At 66.6% G+C, this 18,544-nt stretch carries 15 protein-coding genes; 5 read left to right on the top strand and 10 right to left on the bottom strand.

Going from position 1 to position 18,544, the window contains the following annotated elements; all coding sequences use genetic code 11:
- Positions 1-1,140 carry a UDP-4-amino-4-deoxy-L-arabinose aminotransferase gene (arnB, locus tag AC1RGE_RS05475; protein ID WP_492583633.1) on the bottom strand — a complete coding sequence of 380 codons (1,140 nt, stop codon included), beginning with the start codon at positions 1,138-1,140 and terminating at the stop codon, positions 1-3.
- Positions 1,141-1,602: 462 nt separating this feature from the next.
- On the opposite strand from arnB, the gene AC1RGE_RS05470 reads away from it, so the two are divergent.
- Positions 1,603-2,544, top strand: a complete 942-nt coding sequence (locus tag AC1RGE_RS05470) for a site-specific integrase (RefSeq protein ID WP_401260093.1) — start codon at positions 1,603-1,605, stop codon at positions 2,542-2,544.
- A gap of 12 nt (positions 2,545-2,556) precedes the next feature.
- On the opposite strand, the gene AC1RGE_RS05465 is transcribed toward AC1RGE_RS05470, so the two are convergent.
- From AC1RGE_RS05465 to AC1RGE_RS05450, 4 genes are all read right to left on the bottom strand, one after another.
- A complete protein-coding gene (locus tag AC1RGE_RS05465) occupies positions 2,557-2,769 on the bottom strand; it encodes a FecR/PupR family sigma factor regulator (protein WP_011061329.1) in 213 nt (70 codons plus the stop codon).
- Positions 2,770-2,878: 109 nt separating this feature from the next.
- Positions 2,879-3,943: an ABC transporter ATP-binding protein gene (locus AC1RGE_RS05460; RefSeq protein WP_053158558.1), complete on the bottom strand. Its 1,065-nt coding sequence runs from the start codon at positions 3,941-3,943 to the stop codon at positions 2,879-2,881.
- Positions 3,940-5,550, bottom strand: coding sequence for an ABC transporter permease (locus tag AC1RGE_RS05455; protein WP_011061327.1), 1,611 nt, complete (start codon positions 5,548-5,550; stop codon positions 3,940-3,942). The genes AC1RGE_RS05460 and AC1RGE_RS05455 overlap by 4 nt, the downstream gene beginning before the upstream one ends.
- A 4-nt stretch (positions 5,551-5,554) precedes the next feature.
- Positions 5,555-6,568 (bottom strand): iron ABC transporter substrate-binding protein, encoded by a 1,014-nt coding sequence (locus tag AC1RGE_RS05450; protein WP_015635635.1) that lies wholly within the window; start codon positions 6,566-6,568, stop codon positions 5,555-5,557.
- Positions 6,569-6,869: 301 nt separating this feature from the next.
- Between AC1RGE_RS05450 and AC1RGE_RS05445 the strand changes: the two genes are divergently transcribed.
- Positions 6,870-7,325, top strand: coding sequence for a glucosaminidase domain-containing protein (locus AC1RGE_RS05445; RefSeq protein ID WP_015635634.1), 456 nt, complete (start codon positions 6,870-6,872; stop codon positions 7,323-7,325).
- Entirely contained in the window at positions 7,319-7,789 is a 471-nt protein-coding gene (locus tag AC1RGE_RS05440; protein WP_011061324.1) for a hypothetical protein, read from the top strand. Before AC1RGE_RS05445 ends, AC1RGE_RS05440 begins: the two co-directional genes overlap by 7 nt.
- Before the next feature lie 44 nt (positions 7,790-7,833).
- On the opposite strand, the gene AC1RGE_RS05435 is transcribed toward AC1RGE_RS05440, so the two are convergent.
- The 4 genes from AC1RGE_RS05435 to AC1RGE_RS05420 form a co-directional block, all read right to left on the bottom strand.
- Positions 7,834-9,324 carry an aldehyde dehydrogenase family protein gene (locus AC1RGE_RS05435; protein ID WP_492583631.1) on the bottom strand — a complete coding sequence of 497 codons (1,491 nt, stop codon included), beginning with the start codon at positions 9,322-9,324 and terminating at the stop codon, positions 7,834-7,836.
- Positions 9,325-9,461: 137 nt separating this feature from the next.
- Complete coding sequence (locus AC1RGE_RS05430; protein ID WP_227454061.1) at positions 9,462-9,971, bottom strand: sn-glycerol-3-phosphate transporter; 510 nt, start codon at positions 9,969-9,971, stop codon at positions 9,462-9,464.
- Between the two features lie 102 nt (positions 9,972-10,073).
- A complete protein-coding gene (locus AC1RGE_RS05425) occupies positions 10,074-11,546 on the bottom strand; it encodes an alpha/beta hydrolase (protein WP_492583629.1) in 1,473 nt (490 codons plus the stop codon).
- Positions 11,546-12,322: a helix-turn-helix transcriptional regulator gene (locus tag AC1RGE_RS05420; protein ID WP_492583627.1), complete on the bottom strand. Its 777-nt coding sequence runs from the start codon at positions 12,320-12,322 to the stop codon at positions 11,546-11,548. Before AC1RGE_RS05420 ends, AC1RGE_RS05425 begins: the two co-directional genes overlap by 1 nt.
- Before the next feature lie 108 nt (positions 12,323-12,430).
- Between AC1RGE_RS05420 and AC1RGE_RS05415 the strand changes: the two genes are divergently transcribed.
- Complete coding sequence (locus tag AC1RGE_RS05415; RefSeq protein WP_011061319.1) at positions 12,431-13,846, top strand: MFS transporter; 1,416 nt, start codon at positions 12,431-12,433, stop codon at positions 13,844-13,846.
- Between the two features lie 48 nt (positions 13,847-13,894).
- The gene (locus tag AC1RGE_RS05410) at positions 13,895-15,211 is read left to right on the top strand and encodes a DUF6687 family protein (protein WP_370059144.1); all 1,317 of its coding nucleotides are present in this window, start codon (positions 13,895-13,897) and stop codon (positions 15,209-15,211) included.
- A gap of 33 nt (positions 15,212-15,244) precedes the next feature.
- Here AC1RGE_RS05410 and AC1RGE_RS05405 read toward each other — a convergent pair whose 3' ends face one another.
- On the bottom strand, positions 15,245-18,517 hold the full coding sequence (locus AC1RGE_RS05405; protein WP_492583625.1) for an acetyl-CoA carboxylase family protein: 3,273 nt from the start codon (positions 18,515-18,517) through the stop codon (positions 15,245-15,247).
- Positions 18,518-18,544 lie beyond the last annotated feature (27 nt).

The following is an 18,544-nucleotide window of genomic DNA, read 5'->3' as shown; positions in this document are numbered from 1 at the left end:
TCAGTCCAAAAGGTTTGCAATGGCACCGGTCACCCGCTCGACATCGTCGAGGGTCATGTCCGGAAACAGTGGAATCGAGCATAGCCGCGCCGAATTCCATTCGGTATGGGGCAGCTGCACTTCAGGGAAGCGCTGTCGGTAATAGGTATGCAGGTGCGTCGCAATGAAGTGGATACCGGTGCCGATGTTCTGTTCCTGCAGGCCTTTCATGAAGGCTTCGCGGTCCAGGCCGCAGCGTTCGGCGTCGATGCGCAGGATGAACAGGTGCCAGGCATGCTGCTGCGGGTACTGGGGCAGGAGCAGGGGCTGTACCGGCAAGCCTTCCAGGCGCTGCAGGTAGGCCTTGGCCAGAACTTCACGCTTGGCGTTGATCTCGTCCAGGCGTTGCAGTTGCACCAGGGCAATGGCCGCGTTCATGTCCGCCAGGTTGTACTTGAAGCCGGGCTCGATGACCTGGGCCTGTGGCTTGCGGCCATGGGTCAGGCGGTCGTAGGCGTCCACTCCCAGGCCGTGGAACTTGAGCATGCGCACGCGGTTGGCCAGGGCTTCGTCATCGCTGACGAACATCGCGCCTTCGGCGCACGTCATGTTCTTGATCGCGTGGAAGGAAAAGATCGCCGTGCCCCGGGCGCCGATGGCGCGGCCGCGGTAGGTGGTACCGGCGGCGTGGGCGGCGTCTTCGATCACCGCGATGCCGTGCTTGTCGGCCAGGGCATAGAGCGGGTCGAGGTCGAAGGCTGCGCCGGCGTAGTGCACCGGGATGATCGCCTTGGTCAGCGGGGTGATGGCGGCTTCGATGGTGGCGGCGTCGCTCATCAGGGTGTCGGGGTCGACATCGACGAACACCGGGGTGGCACCCAGCAGGCAGATCATGTTGGCGGTGGAGACCCAGGTCTGCGACGGGGTGATCACTTCATCCCCGGGGCCGATGCCCAGGGCCAGCAGGGTGATGTGCATGGCGCCGGTGGCGGAGGACAGTGCCACGGCGTGGCGGGCGCCGACGCGTTCGGCGAACTGCTGTTCCAGTTCCTGGTTTTTCGGGCCGGTGGTGATCCAGCCGGAGCGCAGAACCTGCTCCACTGCAGCAATCTCTTCTTCGCCAATACTCGGGCGCGAGAAAGGAAGGAAAGCCTGGTTCATGGTTACCTCGGGTTTACACAATGCGAATTACTGGAATACGGGTTGCTGCGGGTGAACGGACAGTTCATGGAAAGCGGGGAGGTCTTGCAGTCATCAAGGCGCATCCAGTTATTGAGCCAACAGGGCATTCCATGCAGCGAATCAGTAAAGACTGGGTTTGTGAAAAGTAAAGGTGGATCAAGGTGTTATCTTTACAACCTGAGAACAAACTGCACTCGGATGGTTGTCTGTCGGGGGCTGAGATTAAGCCGAAAATTGTGAAACGAATATGAAAAATAAGGTAAAAGTCCGTTTTTCTGCGAGCCAGACAGCTAGTGTTCAGTTTGTTTCCAAAGTTATCGAAGTGCGCAGGCCTGGCGGCTTTTGTAACCAGTTTTCAATGGGTATTGAAGGGGCCTGCGGGAGTGTTTTTTTCACCTCGCCAAGGTGCTACCCGGTACAACCTTGCCCAGCGGAGCATCCATGAACCCGCCGGGCCTTGACCGCGCCGCCGGCCTTGACGCGCCCAACCCCTTGAGCCTGTACCTGAAGCGCCTGGCCCCCTCCAGCCAGTCGACCCTGCGTTATGTGCTGCAGGACGCCGCCGACCGCCTGGGCTACGCCGAGCAGAACCTGGAGGAAATCCCCTGGCACCTGCTGCAACCCGAGCATGTCACGGCCCTGGTGGCCACCTTGCGCGAAGACGGCTATGCGCCCAATACCTCATCGCTGTACGTCAATGCCCTGCGCGGGGTGATGAACGAGGCGTGGCGGGCCAGCCTGATCAGCCAGGACCACCTGCTGAAGATGCGTTCGGTCAAGGCCATCAGCGGCACGCGCCTGGCCCGCGGACGCAACCTCAAGCGCGGCCTGATCCATGAACTGATGGCCGTGTGCGCTTCCGACCCGCGCCCCCAGGGCGTGCGCGATGCAGCGCTGATTGCGCTGCTCTATGGCTCGGGCATGCGCAAGTCCGAGTCGGTCAACCTGGACCTGGCCCAGGTGGATTTCAGCGAGCGCAGCCTGCAGGTGCTGGCCAAGGGCAATCGTCAGTTGATCAAGTACGCACCCACCTGGGCTTTCGACAAGCTGCAGGCCTGGCTGGAGCTGCGCCGCCGGCATCTGCCCGCGGGCCTGGTAGACGACCCGTTCCTGTTCAACCGCATCCGCCGGGGCGGGCACATCACTCGCGAGCGCATCACCAAGCACGCTATCTACTACATTGCCCGGCAACGCGGTGCCCAGGTGGGCGTGCGGATCATGCCCCATGATTTCCGGCGCTCGTTCATCACCCGGGTGATCGAGGAACACGACCTGTCGCTGGCGCAGAAACTGGCTCACCACAGCAACATCCAGACCACGGCCAGCTATGACCTGCGCGATGACAACGAACGGCGCCGGGCCATCGACCGCTTCGATCTGTAGGCCGTGGCAGGGTCAGAGCGAGGGCAGGGTGGGCGACAACTGCCCGGTGAGGTCCCAGGCTTCCAGCATCTTCGCGTACTCGAAGGCATGGCTCGGGTCGCTCTGCAGCCAGTCCTCGAATGCCCGGCGCTCGGCCAGGCTGCAATCGGCCTCGCGCAGGCGCATGCACCAGTGCGCGGCCTGCATCATCAGGTATTCCTCTGCTTGGCTGGCAGAATCAGTCATGGTTCATTCCTTGTTCAAGGTGGAGCCGGTAGCCACGGTGTACAGCGGCATGGCTGAAGTATCGGAGCGATTGCCGCGCATGACCATGATCAAGGGCAGCATCCTTCACTCAAGCACCGGGGGCCGCCCCCAGCACATGGGCATGCCCCAGGGTGCGGATGCGCACCCGGCTGCCGACCGGTAGCGCATGCAGGCCGGAACTGCGGACCGGCACCAGTTGTTCATGGCCCCCGGCACCGGCCACGCCGATGCTCAGGGTGCAGGTGTTGCCGGCAAAGTCGCAGTCCCTGACCACTCCCGGGCAACTGCCGGCGCCATCGCCGTCGTCCGCCAGCACCTGCAGTTGCTCGGGGCGCAGCATGATCCGCGCCGGGCCCTTGAGCGAGCGCTCGCGGATCGGCACCTGCCCCAGGTCACATTGGGCCAGCCCCTGGTCCAGCTGCGCCGGCAGCAGCACCGCCTCGCCGAGAAACAGCGCAGTCTGGGCATCCCGCGGGTGCTGGTACAGCTCCAGCGGCGCACCGGCCTGCACCAGCCGGCCCTGGCGCATCACCGCCAACTGGTCGGCAAAGGACAAGGCCTCGGCCTGGTCATGGGTGACCAGAATGGTGGTCACCCCGGCCTCAGCCAGGAGCCGTGCCACGGCCTTGCGCATCGAGGCCCGCAGGCCGGTATCGAGGGCGGAAAAGGGTTCGTCCAGGAGCATCAGCCGCGGGCGCTGCGCCAGGGCCCGGGCCAGGGCAACCCGCTGCTGCTGGCCGCCGGAAAGCTCGTGGGGCCAACGGGCGGCCAGGCTGCTATCCAGAGCCACCATGTCCAGCAGCTCGGCAATGCGCTGCTGCCTCTGCGGGTTCTTGCCCGTCAGGCCGAAGCCGATATTGGCCGCCACGTTGAGGTGCGGAAACAGCGCGCCATCCTGGGGTACATAGCCGATCAGGCGCTGATGGGCCGGCACCGCGCCCTGAGCGTCCGCCAGCACCTGGCCATTGAGGCTGATGCGCCCGCGATCGGGAAACTCGAAGCCGGCGATCATTCGCAGCAAGGTGGTCTTGCCCGAGCCCGAAGGGCCGACGATAGCCGTGCGGCTGCCGGCGGGCATGCTGAGGCTGATGTCCTGCACCGCCGGCACGCCGCCGAAGGATTTGTGCACTGCGTGGAGTTCGAGAGCGTTCATCGGCCCGCCGTACGTCTGGATTGATGGTAGAGGAGGCCGGTCAACGGCAGGGACAGCAGGATCATGATCAGGGCATAGGGCGCCGCGGCGACGTAGTCGATCTCGCTGGTCCTGGCCCAGAAGCCGGTGGCTAGGGTGCGGGTGCCGTTGGGCGCCAGCAGCAGGGTCGCGGTCAGTTCATTGCTGATGGCCAGGAATACCAGCGCCGCGCCGGCTGCCGCTCCCGGTGCCGCCAGGCGCAGGGTGACCCGCCACAGCGCCTGGAGCGGCGAGCGGCCCAGGCTGCGGGCGATGTTTTCCAGCTCCACCGGTGCCTGGGCGATACCCGCCCGCAGGCTGACCAGGGCCCGGGGCAGGAACATCAGCAGGTAGGCCAGGAGCACGGTGAAGCTGGTCTGGTAGATCGGCCTGGCGAATTTCACCGTGACCGTCACCAGGGCCAGGGCCACCACGATGCCGGGCAGGGAACTGGTGAGGTAGTTGCAGCTTTCCAGTAGCCGCAGCAGGCGCCCCGGGGCACGGATCGACAGCCAGGCCACGGGGATCGCCGCACAGGTGGTCAACAGCGCCCCCAGGCTGGCCAGCATCAGGGTCTGGCGCAGGCTGGGCAGCAGCTCCGGCACCTGCCAGACCTCAAGGCCGCCGGCCAGCAGCCAGTTGCCCAGGGTCAGCAGGGGCACGCCCAGGGCCAGAGCACTGGTCAGCGCCGCCAGCAACAGCCCGGCGGCCCGGGCCACGCCGCGCAAGGCCTGCATGCGCTGGGGCCGCGGGCTGCCCGAGCCGACCCGGGCATAGCGCGCCTGGCCACGGCTGGCGGACTCCACCCCCAGCAGCACCAGGCAGCACAGCACCAGGATGCCCGCCAGCATGTTCGCCGCCGGGCCGTTGTAGGTGGATTGGAACTGGTCGTAGATGGCGGTGGTAAAGGTGTCGAAGCGGATCATTGCGTACAGGCCGTACTCGGCCAGCAAATGCAGGCCTACCAGTAATGCGCCGCCGCCCACGGCCAGGCGCAACTGTGGCAGTACCACCCGCAGGAACAGGGCCCAGGGTTCGAGCCCCAGGGCCTCGGCCACGTCTTCCAGGGCCGGATCCAGCCGGCGCAGGGTGGCCGCCGCCGGCAGGTAGACAAAGGGGAAGTAAGCAATCACCGACACCAGCACCGCCGCTGGCAAGCCGTGCAGCGCGGGCGCCAGGCTGACCCAGGCATAGCTGTGGACGAACGCCGGCACGGCCAGGGGCGCCACGGCCAGCAGCGACCAGATGCGCCGCCCGGGCAGGTCGCTGCGTTCGGTCAGCCAGGCCAGCGCAATCCCCAGCAGCACGCACAGCGGCAGGGTCAGCACCAGCAGCAACAGGGTATTGCCCAGCAGCTGCGCGACTCGCGGGCGCAGCACCAGCTCGGCGATGGTCGCCCAACCGGTCTGGATCGAGATGCCGACGACAAATCCCAGGGGCAGCAGCGCCCACAGCGACACCAGCAGCGCCGCGCCCAACAGCCAGGGAGCGGCCCGCCGTCCCGGCCCGTGGCGGCGATAGCCAGTGTGGGTCGCGGCAGCGACCCGGGTCGTATCCCCGGCGGGCAAGCGTGAGAGGTCGTCGGCCATGGGTTTACAGGAGGCCGGCCTGGGTCATCAGGTCCACGGCTTTCTTGCTGTTGAGCCTGGCGGCGTCAACCTTGGGCGCGTCCAGCTCGGCCAGGGGCACCAGCTTGGGATTGGACTGCGCGCCCAGGCCCACCGCGTATTCGAACGACTTGCCGCTGCCGAGCACTGCCTGGCCCTTGGCGCTGGTGATCCACTTGAGGAAAGCCTGGGCCTGCTCCTGGTGCTTGCTGGAAGCCAGAACCGCACCGCCGGAAAGGCTGACAAACGCCCCTGGATCCTGGTGCTTGAAGTAGTGCAGGGCGGTGTTCTTGCTGTTTTCCCCCGTCTTGGCCTGGTCGACGAAGCTGTAGTAGTGATAGATCACACCACTGTCCACCTGACCGGCGTTGACCGCCTTGAGCACCGCGCTGTTGCCCCGGTAGAGGCTGGCATTGCTCTTCATCCCCTTGAGCCATTCCAGGGTGGCGGCTTCGCCCTTGAGTTCCAGCACCGCGCTGACAATGGCCTGGAAGTCGGCTCCGGCAGGGGATGCGGCCCAGCGGCCTTTCCAGGCTGGGTTCGCCAGGTCCAGCAGGGACTTGGGCAGGTCGGCCTGCTGCAGCTTGGCCGGGTTGTAGACGAACACCGTGGAGCGCGCGGCGATGCCCACCCAGTTGCCGTGGGTTGGACGATAGGCAGCGGCCACTTGCTCCAGGGTGGTCGGAGCCACTTTGGCGAACAGCCCGGCGTTGTCCACCAGGGCCATGGCCGGTGAGTTCTCGGTGAGGAACACGTCCGCCGGCGAAGCCTGGCCTTCCTGCACCAGCTGGTTGCCCATTTCGCTGTCATCACCGTTACGCAGGGTGACCTTGATCCCGGTGTCCCGGGTGAAGCCTTCGACCCAGGCCTTGGTCAGGCCTTCGTGCTGGGCGTTGTACACCAGCAGGCCGTCGGCATCGGCCGCATAGGCATGGCCGGCAGTCAGCAAGGCACCGACCAGCAGGCCGGCTTTCAAGCGTGAGGGGATACGTGGGGTCATGGAGAAGGCAGCTCCTGCGGTGGTTTTTGGATGCATCAAGCCGGAAGAATCGAGCCGTCGGGCAGCTCGAACAATAGGAATCATTTGCAAATGAAAACTGCGCGCAATGTAGAGCGGCAAACAAGAAAAAATCGTCAAATTTATGGTGAATTCCCGTGATGCCCGGAGGTTCTCGCGGTAGCCGGTCACGCGTCTGCCTTGAGGCTGTGACGCACTCGACAGCGTGGGCCCCGGGTTGCTTTATAATCACGCGGCGAAAACCGCAGTAAATGGAATTGACCGGTCAACCGAGGGAACAAACGTGAGCGCCAGACTCTGCAACAACATCAGTGCCGTGACCTTTGTCAGCAAGTACAAGGCGGTGTGCCAGCCGATTGCCGACCAGCTGGACCTGCCGGTGGAAAACCTGCTGGGCCTGGCCGCCCAGGAAAGCCAGTACGGCACCGGGCGCATTGCCCGGGAACTGAACAACTACTTTTCCATGCACGCACCGGCCCCCCTGCAGATCGGCGCCGAGGCGCCCCTGGGCAACGCCAGCATCAAGGTGGCCAAGTTCGACTCCTTCCAGAAGTCCGCCCAGTCCTTTGCTTCGAGCTTTGGCACGGCAGTACGTGGCCAGCGTGACCCCATGGCATTCGCCCAGGCGCTGGTACGCAGCGGCTACAACACCGGCAACGCCAAGACCGGCGGCCGGGATGGCTTCGCCCGCTACCTGGCGGACATCATCATCGCGGTCAGAGGGCGCATGGCGTGCTGAAACTCAAGAGTCCTTCCTGGGTGCTTGGCCTGTCCCTGGCCTGCACCACACTGGTGGCCTGCGCCACCGATAGCCTGCAGCCGGCGCGGATCAAGGACAGCGGCCTGACCCGCGAACAGGCGGAGCAGGTCCTGCGGGTGGCCCTCAAGCACCAGGACTATCAGTTGCAGCGCCCCGGGGTGTTCATCGACGGCGACCTGCAGGACGAAAACGGCAAGCCGCCCCATCCCGGGTACTACGACTTCAGCCTCGGCTACAACGACCCCAAGGCCGGGGCCACCGAGTACTGGGGCCTGTTCTCGGTCAGCCTGAACACGGGCGATACCTGGGAAATCAACAGCTGCAAGCGCCTTGATGGCGCCGAGCTGCGAGCCTTGCAGCGGCGGGTGATGGCCCGCACCGGCAAGAGCCTGGCGGATGAAAAAAGCCAGCGCGAGGGCCTGGGCTGCGAAGACCAACAATAAGCCTAGGAGCACCGTCGCCGCGTGCTCTTCCAACCTCTGGCTCATCACTCGGGCAGCCCTGCGGCGAAGGCTTGCACCGGCGTCTGCTGCGTGGCCGGGGCCGCTGCAGCACCGAGCAATAGGCGCTTGGGCCGCCGGAAAGCATCCAGGGCCCTGGGAGACAGGTCGCCGGCCAATTGCGACAGGGTCCAGTGGTGCTCGCTGTCGGGGTGGTTCGGCACGGGCGGCGGGTTGATCCGCACCCGGGCGCTCAGTAAGCGTTGGGCCAACTGCACCGCGTGCGCCGGATCTTTGCTGAACAGGGTCACCTCAAAGCTTGCCGGGCAATCGTTGGCCAGTTGCGCGGCTGCGCCAAGGTCACTCACCCGTCGGATGACCGCCACCGGGCCCAGGCACTCTTCCTGGGTGATGACCATGTCGTCGTCGATCTCGGTGAGGATCACCGGCGGTTGCAGGCTGCCGGGCAGCGGGTTTTCGAGTGCCTGTTCTCCGGCCAGCAGTGCGGCGCCCTTGGCCAGGGCGTCACGCACCAGCCGCCGGACTTTGTGCCGTGCGGCCTGGCTGATCAGCGGCCGCACAGCGCTGCTGGAGTCGTGGCCCGGGTTGTGGGTGTGCTCGATGAAGTGCCGGACGAACTGGTCATGAACCTGCGCCTCGACGAAAAAATGCTGGATCGACAGGCAACTCTGGCCACCGCGGCTGAAGGCGGCGCGAGCTCCGTAGGCGGCGGCGAGCGCGACGTCGGCGTCCTGGGCAACGATCATCGCGCCGCGGCCGGTGCTCTCGATCGCACAGGGCTTGAGCAGTTCGGCGCAGGTCACCGCCACCGCGCTGGCAGCGCCGACACTGCCGGTGAAGGCTACGGCATGGGTGCCGCTGGACTGCAGCAGCCATTGCCCGGTGGCGGCGTCCCCGGGAATGCACGAGACCAGCCCCGCCGGCAGGCCAGCGAAGTGCTGCATGAAGGCCAGGGTGGACAGGCTGGCGTTCTGCGCCGGCTTGACCAGGCAACTGTTACCGGCCGCCAGGGCCGCGGCCAACGTGCGCCCCAGCAGGGCAATGCCCAGGGTGAACGGCAGGATATGCACGCTGACGCCATAGGGCTCGTACCGTAGCCGGCACTGCGCTGCACCGCTCGGGCTCGGGGCCGGGACATCGCTGTCGGCCAGTGCCCCGTAATAGCGGAACACGGCTGCGCAGTGATCCAGCTCGGCCCGGGCTTCGGCCACGCAAAGCGCCAGTTCCCGAGTCATCTGCCGGATGATCTGCCGGTTCAGTTCGCTGTCGGCGGCCATGCTGTCCGCTAGTTGCAGCAACAGCGCCTGACGCTGATCCGTATCCAGCAGGCGCCACAGGGTGTGGGCAACGTTGGCCGCCGCCACCGCGGTGTGCACATCGTCCTTGGTACAACTGGGGTTGAGCCCGATGGGCTCGCGGGTGTCCGGGTTGAACACCTGGTGCGGGGCATCGCCGGAAGCCGGCAGGTACAGCGGGTTGATATAGAACTGCGGGTTCCAGGGTTGAAAACCGTGCATTGGAAGATCCCTTTCCAAGTGTGCCGGGACTGGCAACGATGGCAACGCCGGGCCACCGCGGCGCGGTGGTCATTCAGCGGGGAGTCTAGGAAGGGGAGTGCAGGGGCGTCTTGTACGATTGTGCGAGGGCCGGGTGCTCAGAGGCGGTAGCCGACGTTGACCATCACCGCCGCGGCCCCCAGCACCACCAGCTCTGCGCCCACCGGGCCGTAATGGGTGCCGATGGCCGGGATCAGCACCGGCGCCACGCCAAAGTGGTTCAGCGGGATCTTGTCCTTGTAGTCGCCCTTGTAGCCCTGGATCAGGCCGCCACTGAGCTTGGCGTAAACCGGCCAGTCGGCATTTTCCCAGGCCTTGCCGACGTAGGCGTAGTAGGAACGCTGGGAGAAGGAGTTGCGAAAGGTGCTCACGCCCCACAGTTCACCGTCGGCGTAGTTGCGCTCCAGGCCGATCAGGTCCTGGTGGTTGTTGTGGTCGGGGTCGTTGCTCCAGTGGTTGGTGTACACGCTGGTCTGTACGTACCAGAAGTCCTGTTGCTGGTCGGCCTGGGCGCTGGCGGCCGCGCCCAGCAACAGCAGGGCCGCAGCGGCGGCTTTCAGGGTGCGGTGCTTGGGCGTTGGCAGGCGCAGGGCCGGAGATTGAAGCATGGAGATCATGGTCTTTCCCTGCCATGGCGGCAGTTGCGCCCCCTCGGAAATCAAGGAGGGTAGGGGGCGGCGAAACTACCACTCGGGTATTCACGGGATCAATCAATGAACTGTTGCTTTATCTATCTGCGCCTCGATGCGCTGGATCAGGTAGGGGTAGAACGGGTTCGCGCTCAGGCGCATCAGCTCATCCATGGGCACCACCAGCACACCCCGTTCGCCACGGGCGGCAATGGTGCCCAGGTGCACGCCAAAATCCTCATCGGGGCTGGGCTGGGTGCCGTACAGGCCGTCATCGATGGGGAAGGGCAATGCCACATGGGACAGGGAAAACACCCCCGGCGGGTAGGCCAAGCCAAGGGGCCGCCGGCTGCTGTCCGGGCTCAGGGCGGGGGTGCTCACTTCTTCCAGTGTCGCGCTGCCCGTGCCTTCGTTGCTGAGGATGCGGGTGGTGTAGTTGCGTGGCGCGGGCGGTAGCAGGCTGGCCAGGGAGGTGACGCTGGCCGGGTCCAGCAGCCCTTCGAAATCGCGCTCGCGGTTGAGGTCGAAGATCACCAGTTCACTGCCGTTGGCCGGCAGTTGCCGGTACAGCCCACTGACCAGGGCCGGGGTGCTGACGGTGGCATCGGTCAACGACTGGAAGCTGAGGATAGGTGGCAACCGGGCCAGTCGTGGATCGCCCACCAGGGCCAGCAGCTGCTTTTGCAGGGTGTCGGTCAGCAGCCAGGACTGGCGCGCGGCATTGGCTGGAAACGAGTTGTACTTGAACGGGTTGTATTCGGGCCGCAGGTTGAGCCATGCCGCCTTGCTGAAGGCCGGGAACACCGCAGGCAAGGCGGCCAGCCCGGCAAAACGGGCGGACGAGGCGACGCCGATCATCGGGGAAATCAGTACCAGGCGCTGGGCCTGGGGCAACTGCGGGTCGCTCAAGGCATCCAGGGTGTACTTGACCGCCAGTGCGGCGCCGTTGGAGTAGCCCACCAGGTGCAGCGGAGCCGGCGCCGGCACTTCGGCCCGGGCGGTACGCAGGGCCAGGCGGGTGGCGGCCAGCCAGTCCTGCCACTGGGCATCGGTCAGCCCCGCCGGCACCGTGCCATGGCCGGGCAGGCGCAAGCCGATGGCCAGGTAGCCGTGCTCGACGTAGCGCTGGGCGATATGCCGCAGGCTGTAGGGCGAATCGGTCAGGCCGTGCAGCAGCACCACCACGCCCCGGGGCGTACCCGCCGGGCGCAACAGGTAGGAACGGTTCCAGTTCGTGGCAAAGCGTGGCGGGTAGGCCCGGCTGTCCTGGCGGTAGCGGTTGAAGGGCGGTACCTGCCCGGGGTCCAGGCGCTCGCTGACCTGCTGCCGGACCTCGGTGAATACCCGGTCCTCGGCCTGCAGCCAGGCGCCCCAGTCGGCGTGGTCCAACTGCTCCACGCTCAGTTCATGGGGCACCTTCAGGTGCCAGGGCTGCAGCGCCGGGCCGCGCTCGCTGTCGTAAGCCCGCCAGGCCAGCAGGGTCAGGGTGGCGACGCCGAGGATCAGCGCGCCCTGTTTGAGCAGGCGGGACAGGACTGGCAGGGGCACGGGCATCAACTCACTGGGGTGGCACGGATGCGATAGACGCAGCGTCGATCGCCGGTAATCAGGTGTTCCACGCGCTGTACCTGGCCCAACTCGCCGATGGCGGCCTGGAACAATTGCAACTCGGAACGGCAGAAGCCCTGGCACTGCTGGGCCGCGACGCAGATCGGGCAATGGCTCTCGATCAGCAGCCAGGCATCGCCGTCGGCTTCGACACTGGCCATGTAGCCGGCCACTTCACGGATCTGCGCCAGGGCCCGGACCCGCTGCTCCAGGGTCGGCAACGGCGCGCAGACGCTGAGGTACTCGGCGCTGTTGGCCCGCTCCATATCGCTGACGATGCGCTCCACGCCGTCGGCGCCATACACCGCGCGGATCGAATCGATCAACTGCAGGGTCAGGTTGGCGTGGGTGTCGGGAAAGCGCGCCTGGGCCAGCTCGGTGAGCACCCATTTCTGTGAGGGCCGCCCGGCGCCCTGGGCCGGCATCAGTTGGCCGACGATCAGTTCGCTGTCCACCAGCTTCTGCAATTGCTGGCGCGCGGCTTCCTGGGACACCTTGAGCAGCGGCGCCAGATCGGCGGTTTTCAACGGGCCGCGGGTTTTCAGCAGAAACAGGATCCGCTCGGCGGTAGCCCCGGGGCTTTTCTTCTCGGTGGAGGGGGAAATCAAAGACATCTGGGCCATTAACCAATGCACAGGTGGGGTATCAGGAGCGTCCATGACGCCGGCAACCACGCAAGCATAACAGGCTCGGGCGCAGGGGCTCGCAGCTTGTCGATCCATTGCCTGCTGCTGGGGGGAATTGCCGGAACGGCTGGAAAAAACAATTATCAAAGTACTTGCTTGTGTATTACATTCGCCCAACAGCGAACAACACACATGGAGAACGGCATGGCATCGACAAGCGGATGGTCGGCACTGTTACTGGGCAAGAACGGGCTGCGTTCTGCGGCCCTGGCTGGTGGCGTGGCCCTGCATGCAATCAACGTCTACCTGGTAACCACCCTGTTGCCCTCGGTGGTCAAGGACATTGGCGGCCTGGACTACTACGCCTGGAACACCACCTTGTTCGTGGTGGCCTCGATCATCGGCTCGGTGCTCTCCACCCGGGCCCTGGCGCTCCTGGGGCCCAAAGCCGCGTACGGCCTGGCGGGCCTGGTGTTCATGCTCGGTTGCAGCCTGTGCGCCCTGGCGGCGGACATGGGCGGGCTGATCCTCGGGCGCAGCGTCCAGGGGCTGGGGGGCGGCCTGCTGTTCGCGTTGCCCTACGCCATGATCCGCCTGGTGTTCGACGAGCCGCTGTGGCCCCGGGCGATGGCGTTGATTTCCGCCATGTGGGGCGCAGCGACCCTGATCGGCCCGGCGGTCGGCGGAATTTTCGCCGAACATGGGGCCTGGCGCGCGGCGTTCTGGGTGCTGCTGCCCTGCACCTTGCTGTTCATGCTGCTGGCCGTTGCACTGTTGCCGGGCAAGAGTCGGGAAAGCGCGCCCCGTAGCCCGATTCCCGCCCTGCAACTGCTGTTGCTGACCGCCGTGGTACTGGCCATTTCCATCGGCAGCATCACCCCATCGCCGCTGTACAACGCCCTGGGGCTGGGAGCCGGGCTGGTTCTGCTGGTGCCGGTATTCGCTCTGGAGAACCGCGACGGCGCGCGCTTGTTGCCGCGCAATAGCCTGAAGGCCGGGAGTGCCTTGCTGGCGCTGTACATTTCCATGGCCCTGCTGGTGGTGGGCATGACCAGCGAGGTCTTCGTACCGTTGTTTCTGCAGGTGCTGCATCAGCAGACGCCGTTGCTGGCAGGTTATATCGCCGCACTGATGGCCGCCGGCTGGACCCTGGGGGCGATCTTCAGCTCAGGCCTTGGCCCGCGGGGCGCGGCCCGGGCGATTGCCATCGGACCGTTCCTGGTGGTGGCCGGGCTGCTCCTGGCCTGCCTGTTCATGCCTGCCACCGCCACCCCGGCCCTGAGCCTGGGGGCGGTGTGCCTGGCCATGCTGCTGGTGGGCGTCGGTATCGGCCTGGCCTGGCCGCACCTGCTGTCCCGGGTTCTGGAACAGGCCCCGCAGGATCAGAAGGAACTGGCCGGCGCCTCGATTACCACGGTGCAACTGGTGGCCACTGCCCTGGGGGCGGCGCTGGCGGGAATGATCGTCAACCTGGCAGGCCTGACCTCCACGGGCGGGACTGCTGGCGCGGCCCAGGCTGCGGCCTGGCTGTTCGGCCTGTACGCCGGGCTGTCGGCGCTGCTGTTTGTCTCGGTGCGCCAGGTACGGCGCAACGGTTCACCGCACCTGGCCCAAGCCTGAACCCTGTCGGGCGTGCGCCTGGCGTCATTGACCTGTAAGGAAACCACGATGAACAGCCTTGCCACTGATGCGCCGCAACCGGCCTTGATCCTCGATCCGGGGCTGGCCCCGCACTTGCACCACCTGCAGCTCAGGCAGCTGGGGGGAAGGGTGATCGGCATTGCCGACAACCGCTTTACTGACTTGCTCAGCGTTGTCGGCGGGCCCGGCTGCGCGGTGCGCAACGGCAACCCCTGGGACCTGCGCCGGGAGAATATCTGCCAGCTCGGCTATCGCCTGGGCGGGCAGGGCGAATTGACCCGTGCAACCGCGTCTGCACCGGCGGCGCCCCCAGGGCCGGTGGCAACGCCGGCCCCGCCCCTGGAGCTGGATTTGCCAGCCCTGCGCCTGGGCCGGCAAAGCCGCTATGGCTTCCTGCCCCTGGGCCAGAGCACACACCGCGAGAACATTTCCCTGGATTCCATCGATACCCCGGCGACCCTGCTGACCCTGTCCCATTGGCCGGCGAACAAGACGCCTGTCGAGCACAAGGCCAATCTCTCCACCACCAGTGCCCTGGGCTTTCTCCAGCAGGGGTTGACGGTGGACCGGGCGCAGGTGATCACCAGCGATCATTTCGACCTCGACGGGCTGGCCTCGGTGTATGCCTTCCTGGCGCCGGAGCATGCCCTGGGGCACCGCCAGTTGCTGATCGATATTGCCCGCCTCGGTGATTTCTCCCGGGGCACTTCGGCCCAGGCCCTGCACTGCGCCTTTGCCCTGCATGCCCTGGCGGCCCGGGTGCGCGTCGACCCACAGGCCAGCAACGACCGGCAATTGCTGACACGCTTCGCCGCGCTGCTGCCGCAGATGGCCGATGTACTCGACAACACCCGGCGCTATGCGCCCCTGTATGCTCCGGCCATGCTCGCGCTGCAACGCAGCGAGGCGCTGCTGGCCGATCCGGGCACGGTGATCGAGGAGTACCCGGGCATTGATCTGGCGGTGTTTGTCCTGCCCGAGCAGGGCTGGGACGGTTTGGGCGAATATTGCGGCCTGTCGCCGGTGGCGGTGCACAACCGCAGCCGTTGCGGGGTGCTGGCCATGGTCCGTCAGGGGCGGGTGGAGATTCGCCAGCGCTACGAGAGCTGGGTCGAGCGCATCAGCGGCATTGCCCGGCCCCGGCGCGACCTGGCGATCTTCGCCCGGGCCCTGCAGGAAGCCGAACGCACCCCGGGGCAATGGCACTACGACGGCGTGCAGGAAATCATGCCGGCCCTGAGGTTTGTCGCCAGCCGGCCCAGCAGCCACGCCAGCAGCACCCTGCTGGCCGAACTGCGCCAGTTCCTCGAACAAGCCCCTGTCGCCTGGGATGCCAACGCCTGAGCTGCGGCCCGCTCCTACGATGGAGGGGCAGGGCTACCAGGTATCGACAAAACCCTGGGCGCGCTCGGCCCAGGGCACCGGGCGCGGTGCGGCCTGCAGGCCACGCAGCAGCCACGCTCGGCTTTCCAGGGGGTCGATCACCGCGTCGATCTCCAGGTAGCTGGCCATGTTCAGCGCCTTGCCCCGGGCGTAGGCCTTGGCCACCAGTTTGTCGAACAGCGCCTGTTGCGACTGCGGGTCGGGCTGGGCCGCCAGTTCCTTGGAGAAGCCCAGGCGCACCGCACCTTCCAGGCCCATGGCGCCGAACTCGGCGCTGGGCCAGGCGACGGTGAACAACGGGCTGTGAAAACTGCCCGCCGCCATGGCCTGCGCGCCCAGGCCATAGCCCTTGCGCAGCACCAGGGTGAAGAACGGCACCGTGAGGCTGGCGGCACTGACAAACATCCGTGACACATGGCGCACCGTGGCCTGCTGCTCCGATTCCGGCCCTACCATGAACCCCGGGGTGTCGCACAGGGACACCAGCGGCAGGCCGAAGGCTTCGCACAGGCGCATGAAACGTGCGGCCTTGTCCCCGGCCGCGGCGTCGATGGCGCCGCCCAGCACCGCCGGATTGTTGGCCAGCAGGCCAAAGGCCCGGCCTTCGACGCGGATCAGCGCGGTAATCAGCCCCGGGGCGAATTGCCGGCGCAACTCCAGCACGCTGTCGCGGTCGGCCAGGGTCTCGATGACCCGGCGGATGTCGTAGACCCGCAGGCGGTTTTCCGGAATCAAATGCCGCAGTTCACGCTGGTCGGCGCAGTGCCAGTCCTTGAGCGGCCCCTGGAAATAGCTCAGGTACTGCTTGGCCACCTGCACGGCCTCGGCTTCGTCGGCCACCAGCACGTCGATCACTCCGTTGGGGCCTTGTACCGACACCGGGCCCACCTGTTCCGGGGTGAAGCTGCCCAGGCCGCCGCCTTCGATCATCGCCGGGCCGGCCATGCCGATGCTGGCGTTCCGGGTGGCGATGATCAGGTTGCAGCAGCCGAGCAGGGCGGCATTGCCGGCGAAGCAGCGCCCCGAGGCGATGCCCACCGTGGGCACCCAGCCGGACAGCCGGGCCATGGCGGCGAAGGTATGGCAATCCAGGCCGGCGACCCCGACAAAGTCGCTGTCGCCGGGCCGGCCACCGCCGCCTTCGGCAAACAGCACCACCGGCAGCCGCCACTCCTGGGCCAGGCTCAGCAGGCGGTCGGTCTTCTTGTGGTTCATCACCCCCTGGGTGCCGGCGAACACCGTGTAGTCGTAGGCCAGGGCCAGGCAACGGGCGTCCTGGCCGTCGAACAGCCCGGCATTCACCGTACCTATGCCTCCCACCAGCCCATCCGCCGGGCTCAGGGCCTGCAACTCCTCGACGCTGCGCCGACGCCTTTGGGCGGCCAGGGCCATGGCGCCGTACTCCATGAAACTGCCCGGGTCCAGCAGGTGCTCGAGGTTCTCCCGGGCGGTGCGCTGGCCGTTGCGGCGACGCTTGGCCACCGCCTCCGGACGCTGGGCATCCTCCAGCAAGGCATGGCGTTCGCGGACTTCGGCCAGGTCGGCGCGAATCAGTGCCAGGTCCAGTTGCTCTTCGCTGCGCTGGCCCTGGTCGGCAAACTCCGCCGGCTCCAGAAACAGCAGGGGCTGGCCTTCGCCCAGTGCCTCGCCAACCTGGACGGCCAAGGCCCGGACGATACCGCTGCTCTGCGCCTTGACCTCGAACTCCATCTTCATCGCTTCCAGCACCGCAACCCGCTGGCCAATCCGTAACTCATCACCCACGGCCACTTCCAGGCTCACCAGCACCCCGGTGCTCGGGGCGTTCAGCGCCGCCGTGCCCGGGGGCGCCTGGACTTCGCTGCGAGTGCTCTGCGCAGTGGCGGCCTGCCGGGCAAAGAACATCGGCCGGTGTTGCCCGGCGCAATCTTGCAGCAACTGGGCCCAATGGGCTTCGACGAACCTGGTGTCCACCTGATAGTCCAGCACCGCCGGCTGGCGCAACAGGTTCAACAACAGCCCCAGGTTGCTCGGCACGCCCTCCAGGCGAAACTCGCAAAGCCCACGATAGGCCCGGCCCAGGGCCGCGGGAAAATCCGTACCCTGGGCGATCAGCTTGGCCAGCAGCGAGTCATAGCCGGGGTTCACCGGGTAACCGGCATAGCCGTAGCCGTCAACCCGCAGCCCGGGCCCGCTGGGGGCTTCATAGGCACTGAGGGTGCCGGCCACCGGCCCCATGCCGCCATCGGCCAGGGGCTGTTCCAGGTTGATCCGCGCCTGCACGGCAAAGCCTTGGGGCTCTGGTGGCCGGCTCAGGCCCAGGCTGGCCAGGGAGGCGCCCGCGCCAAGGCGCAGTTGGGTGTGCAGCAGGTCGACGCCGGTGATGGCCTCGGTCACCGTGTGCTCCACCTGGATCCTTGGGTTGGCCTCCATGAAATAGAAGCGCCCCGGGTGTTCCTGGTCGAGAAGGAATTCGAAGGTACCAATGCCCTGGTAACGCACTCGCGCGGCCAGGGCCAGGGCGGCGTCGATCAACTGCTGGCGCAACTGCGGGGCAAGGTCCGGGCTGGGGGCGACTTCCACCAGCTTCTGGTGTCGGCGCTGCAGGCTGCAATCGCGCTCCCACAAGTGGCTGACCGCGCCGCTGCCGTCTCCCAGCACCTGGATCTCGATGTGCCGCGCCCGCTGCAGCAGTTGTTCGACATACAGCGCGCCATTGCCGAAGGCCGCCTGGGCTTCGGACTGGCAACGGATGAATGCCTGCTGCAGTTGCCCGGCCTCGGTGACCGCGCGCATGCCCCGGCCACCGCCACCGGCCAGGGCCTTGAGCATCACCGCGCCATGGCGTTCGAGAAAGGCTGCGGCCTGTTCCAGGCTGACTGCTCGGTTGATGCCCTCCAGCAAGGGCACCCCACAATCTTCGGCCAGGGCACGGGCCGCGGCCTTGTCGCCAAACAGTTGCAGCACCTCGGGGCCGGGGCCGATCAGGGTCAGCCCGGCTTCCAGGCAGCCCCGGGCAAAGTCGGGGTTTTCCGCGAGAAAGCCGTAGCCCGGGTGAATCGCCTGGCAGCCCTGTTGCAGGGCCAGGGCGATCAGTTGCTGGCGGTCGAGGTAGGCCGCCACCCCGCGGCCCTTGAGGGGCAGGGCCAGATCGGCCTTGCGCGTGTGCAGGCTGGCGGCGTCGTCCTCGGCGAATACCGCGACGCTGCGAACGCCCAGGTCGGCGCAGGCCCGGGCAATACGGATGGCGATCTCGCCGCGATTGGCGATCAACAGACTCTGGAACATGGCAATTCTCGCAATGCTGAAAAGGAA

This window comes from Pseudomonas sp. GW823-FHT02C05 (assembly GCF_058797595.1).
The sequence above is the reverse complement of the archived record's forward strand: the minus strand, read 5'-3'. Positions and strand labels throughout refer to the sequence as shown.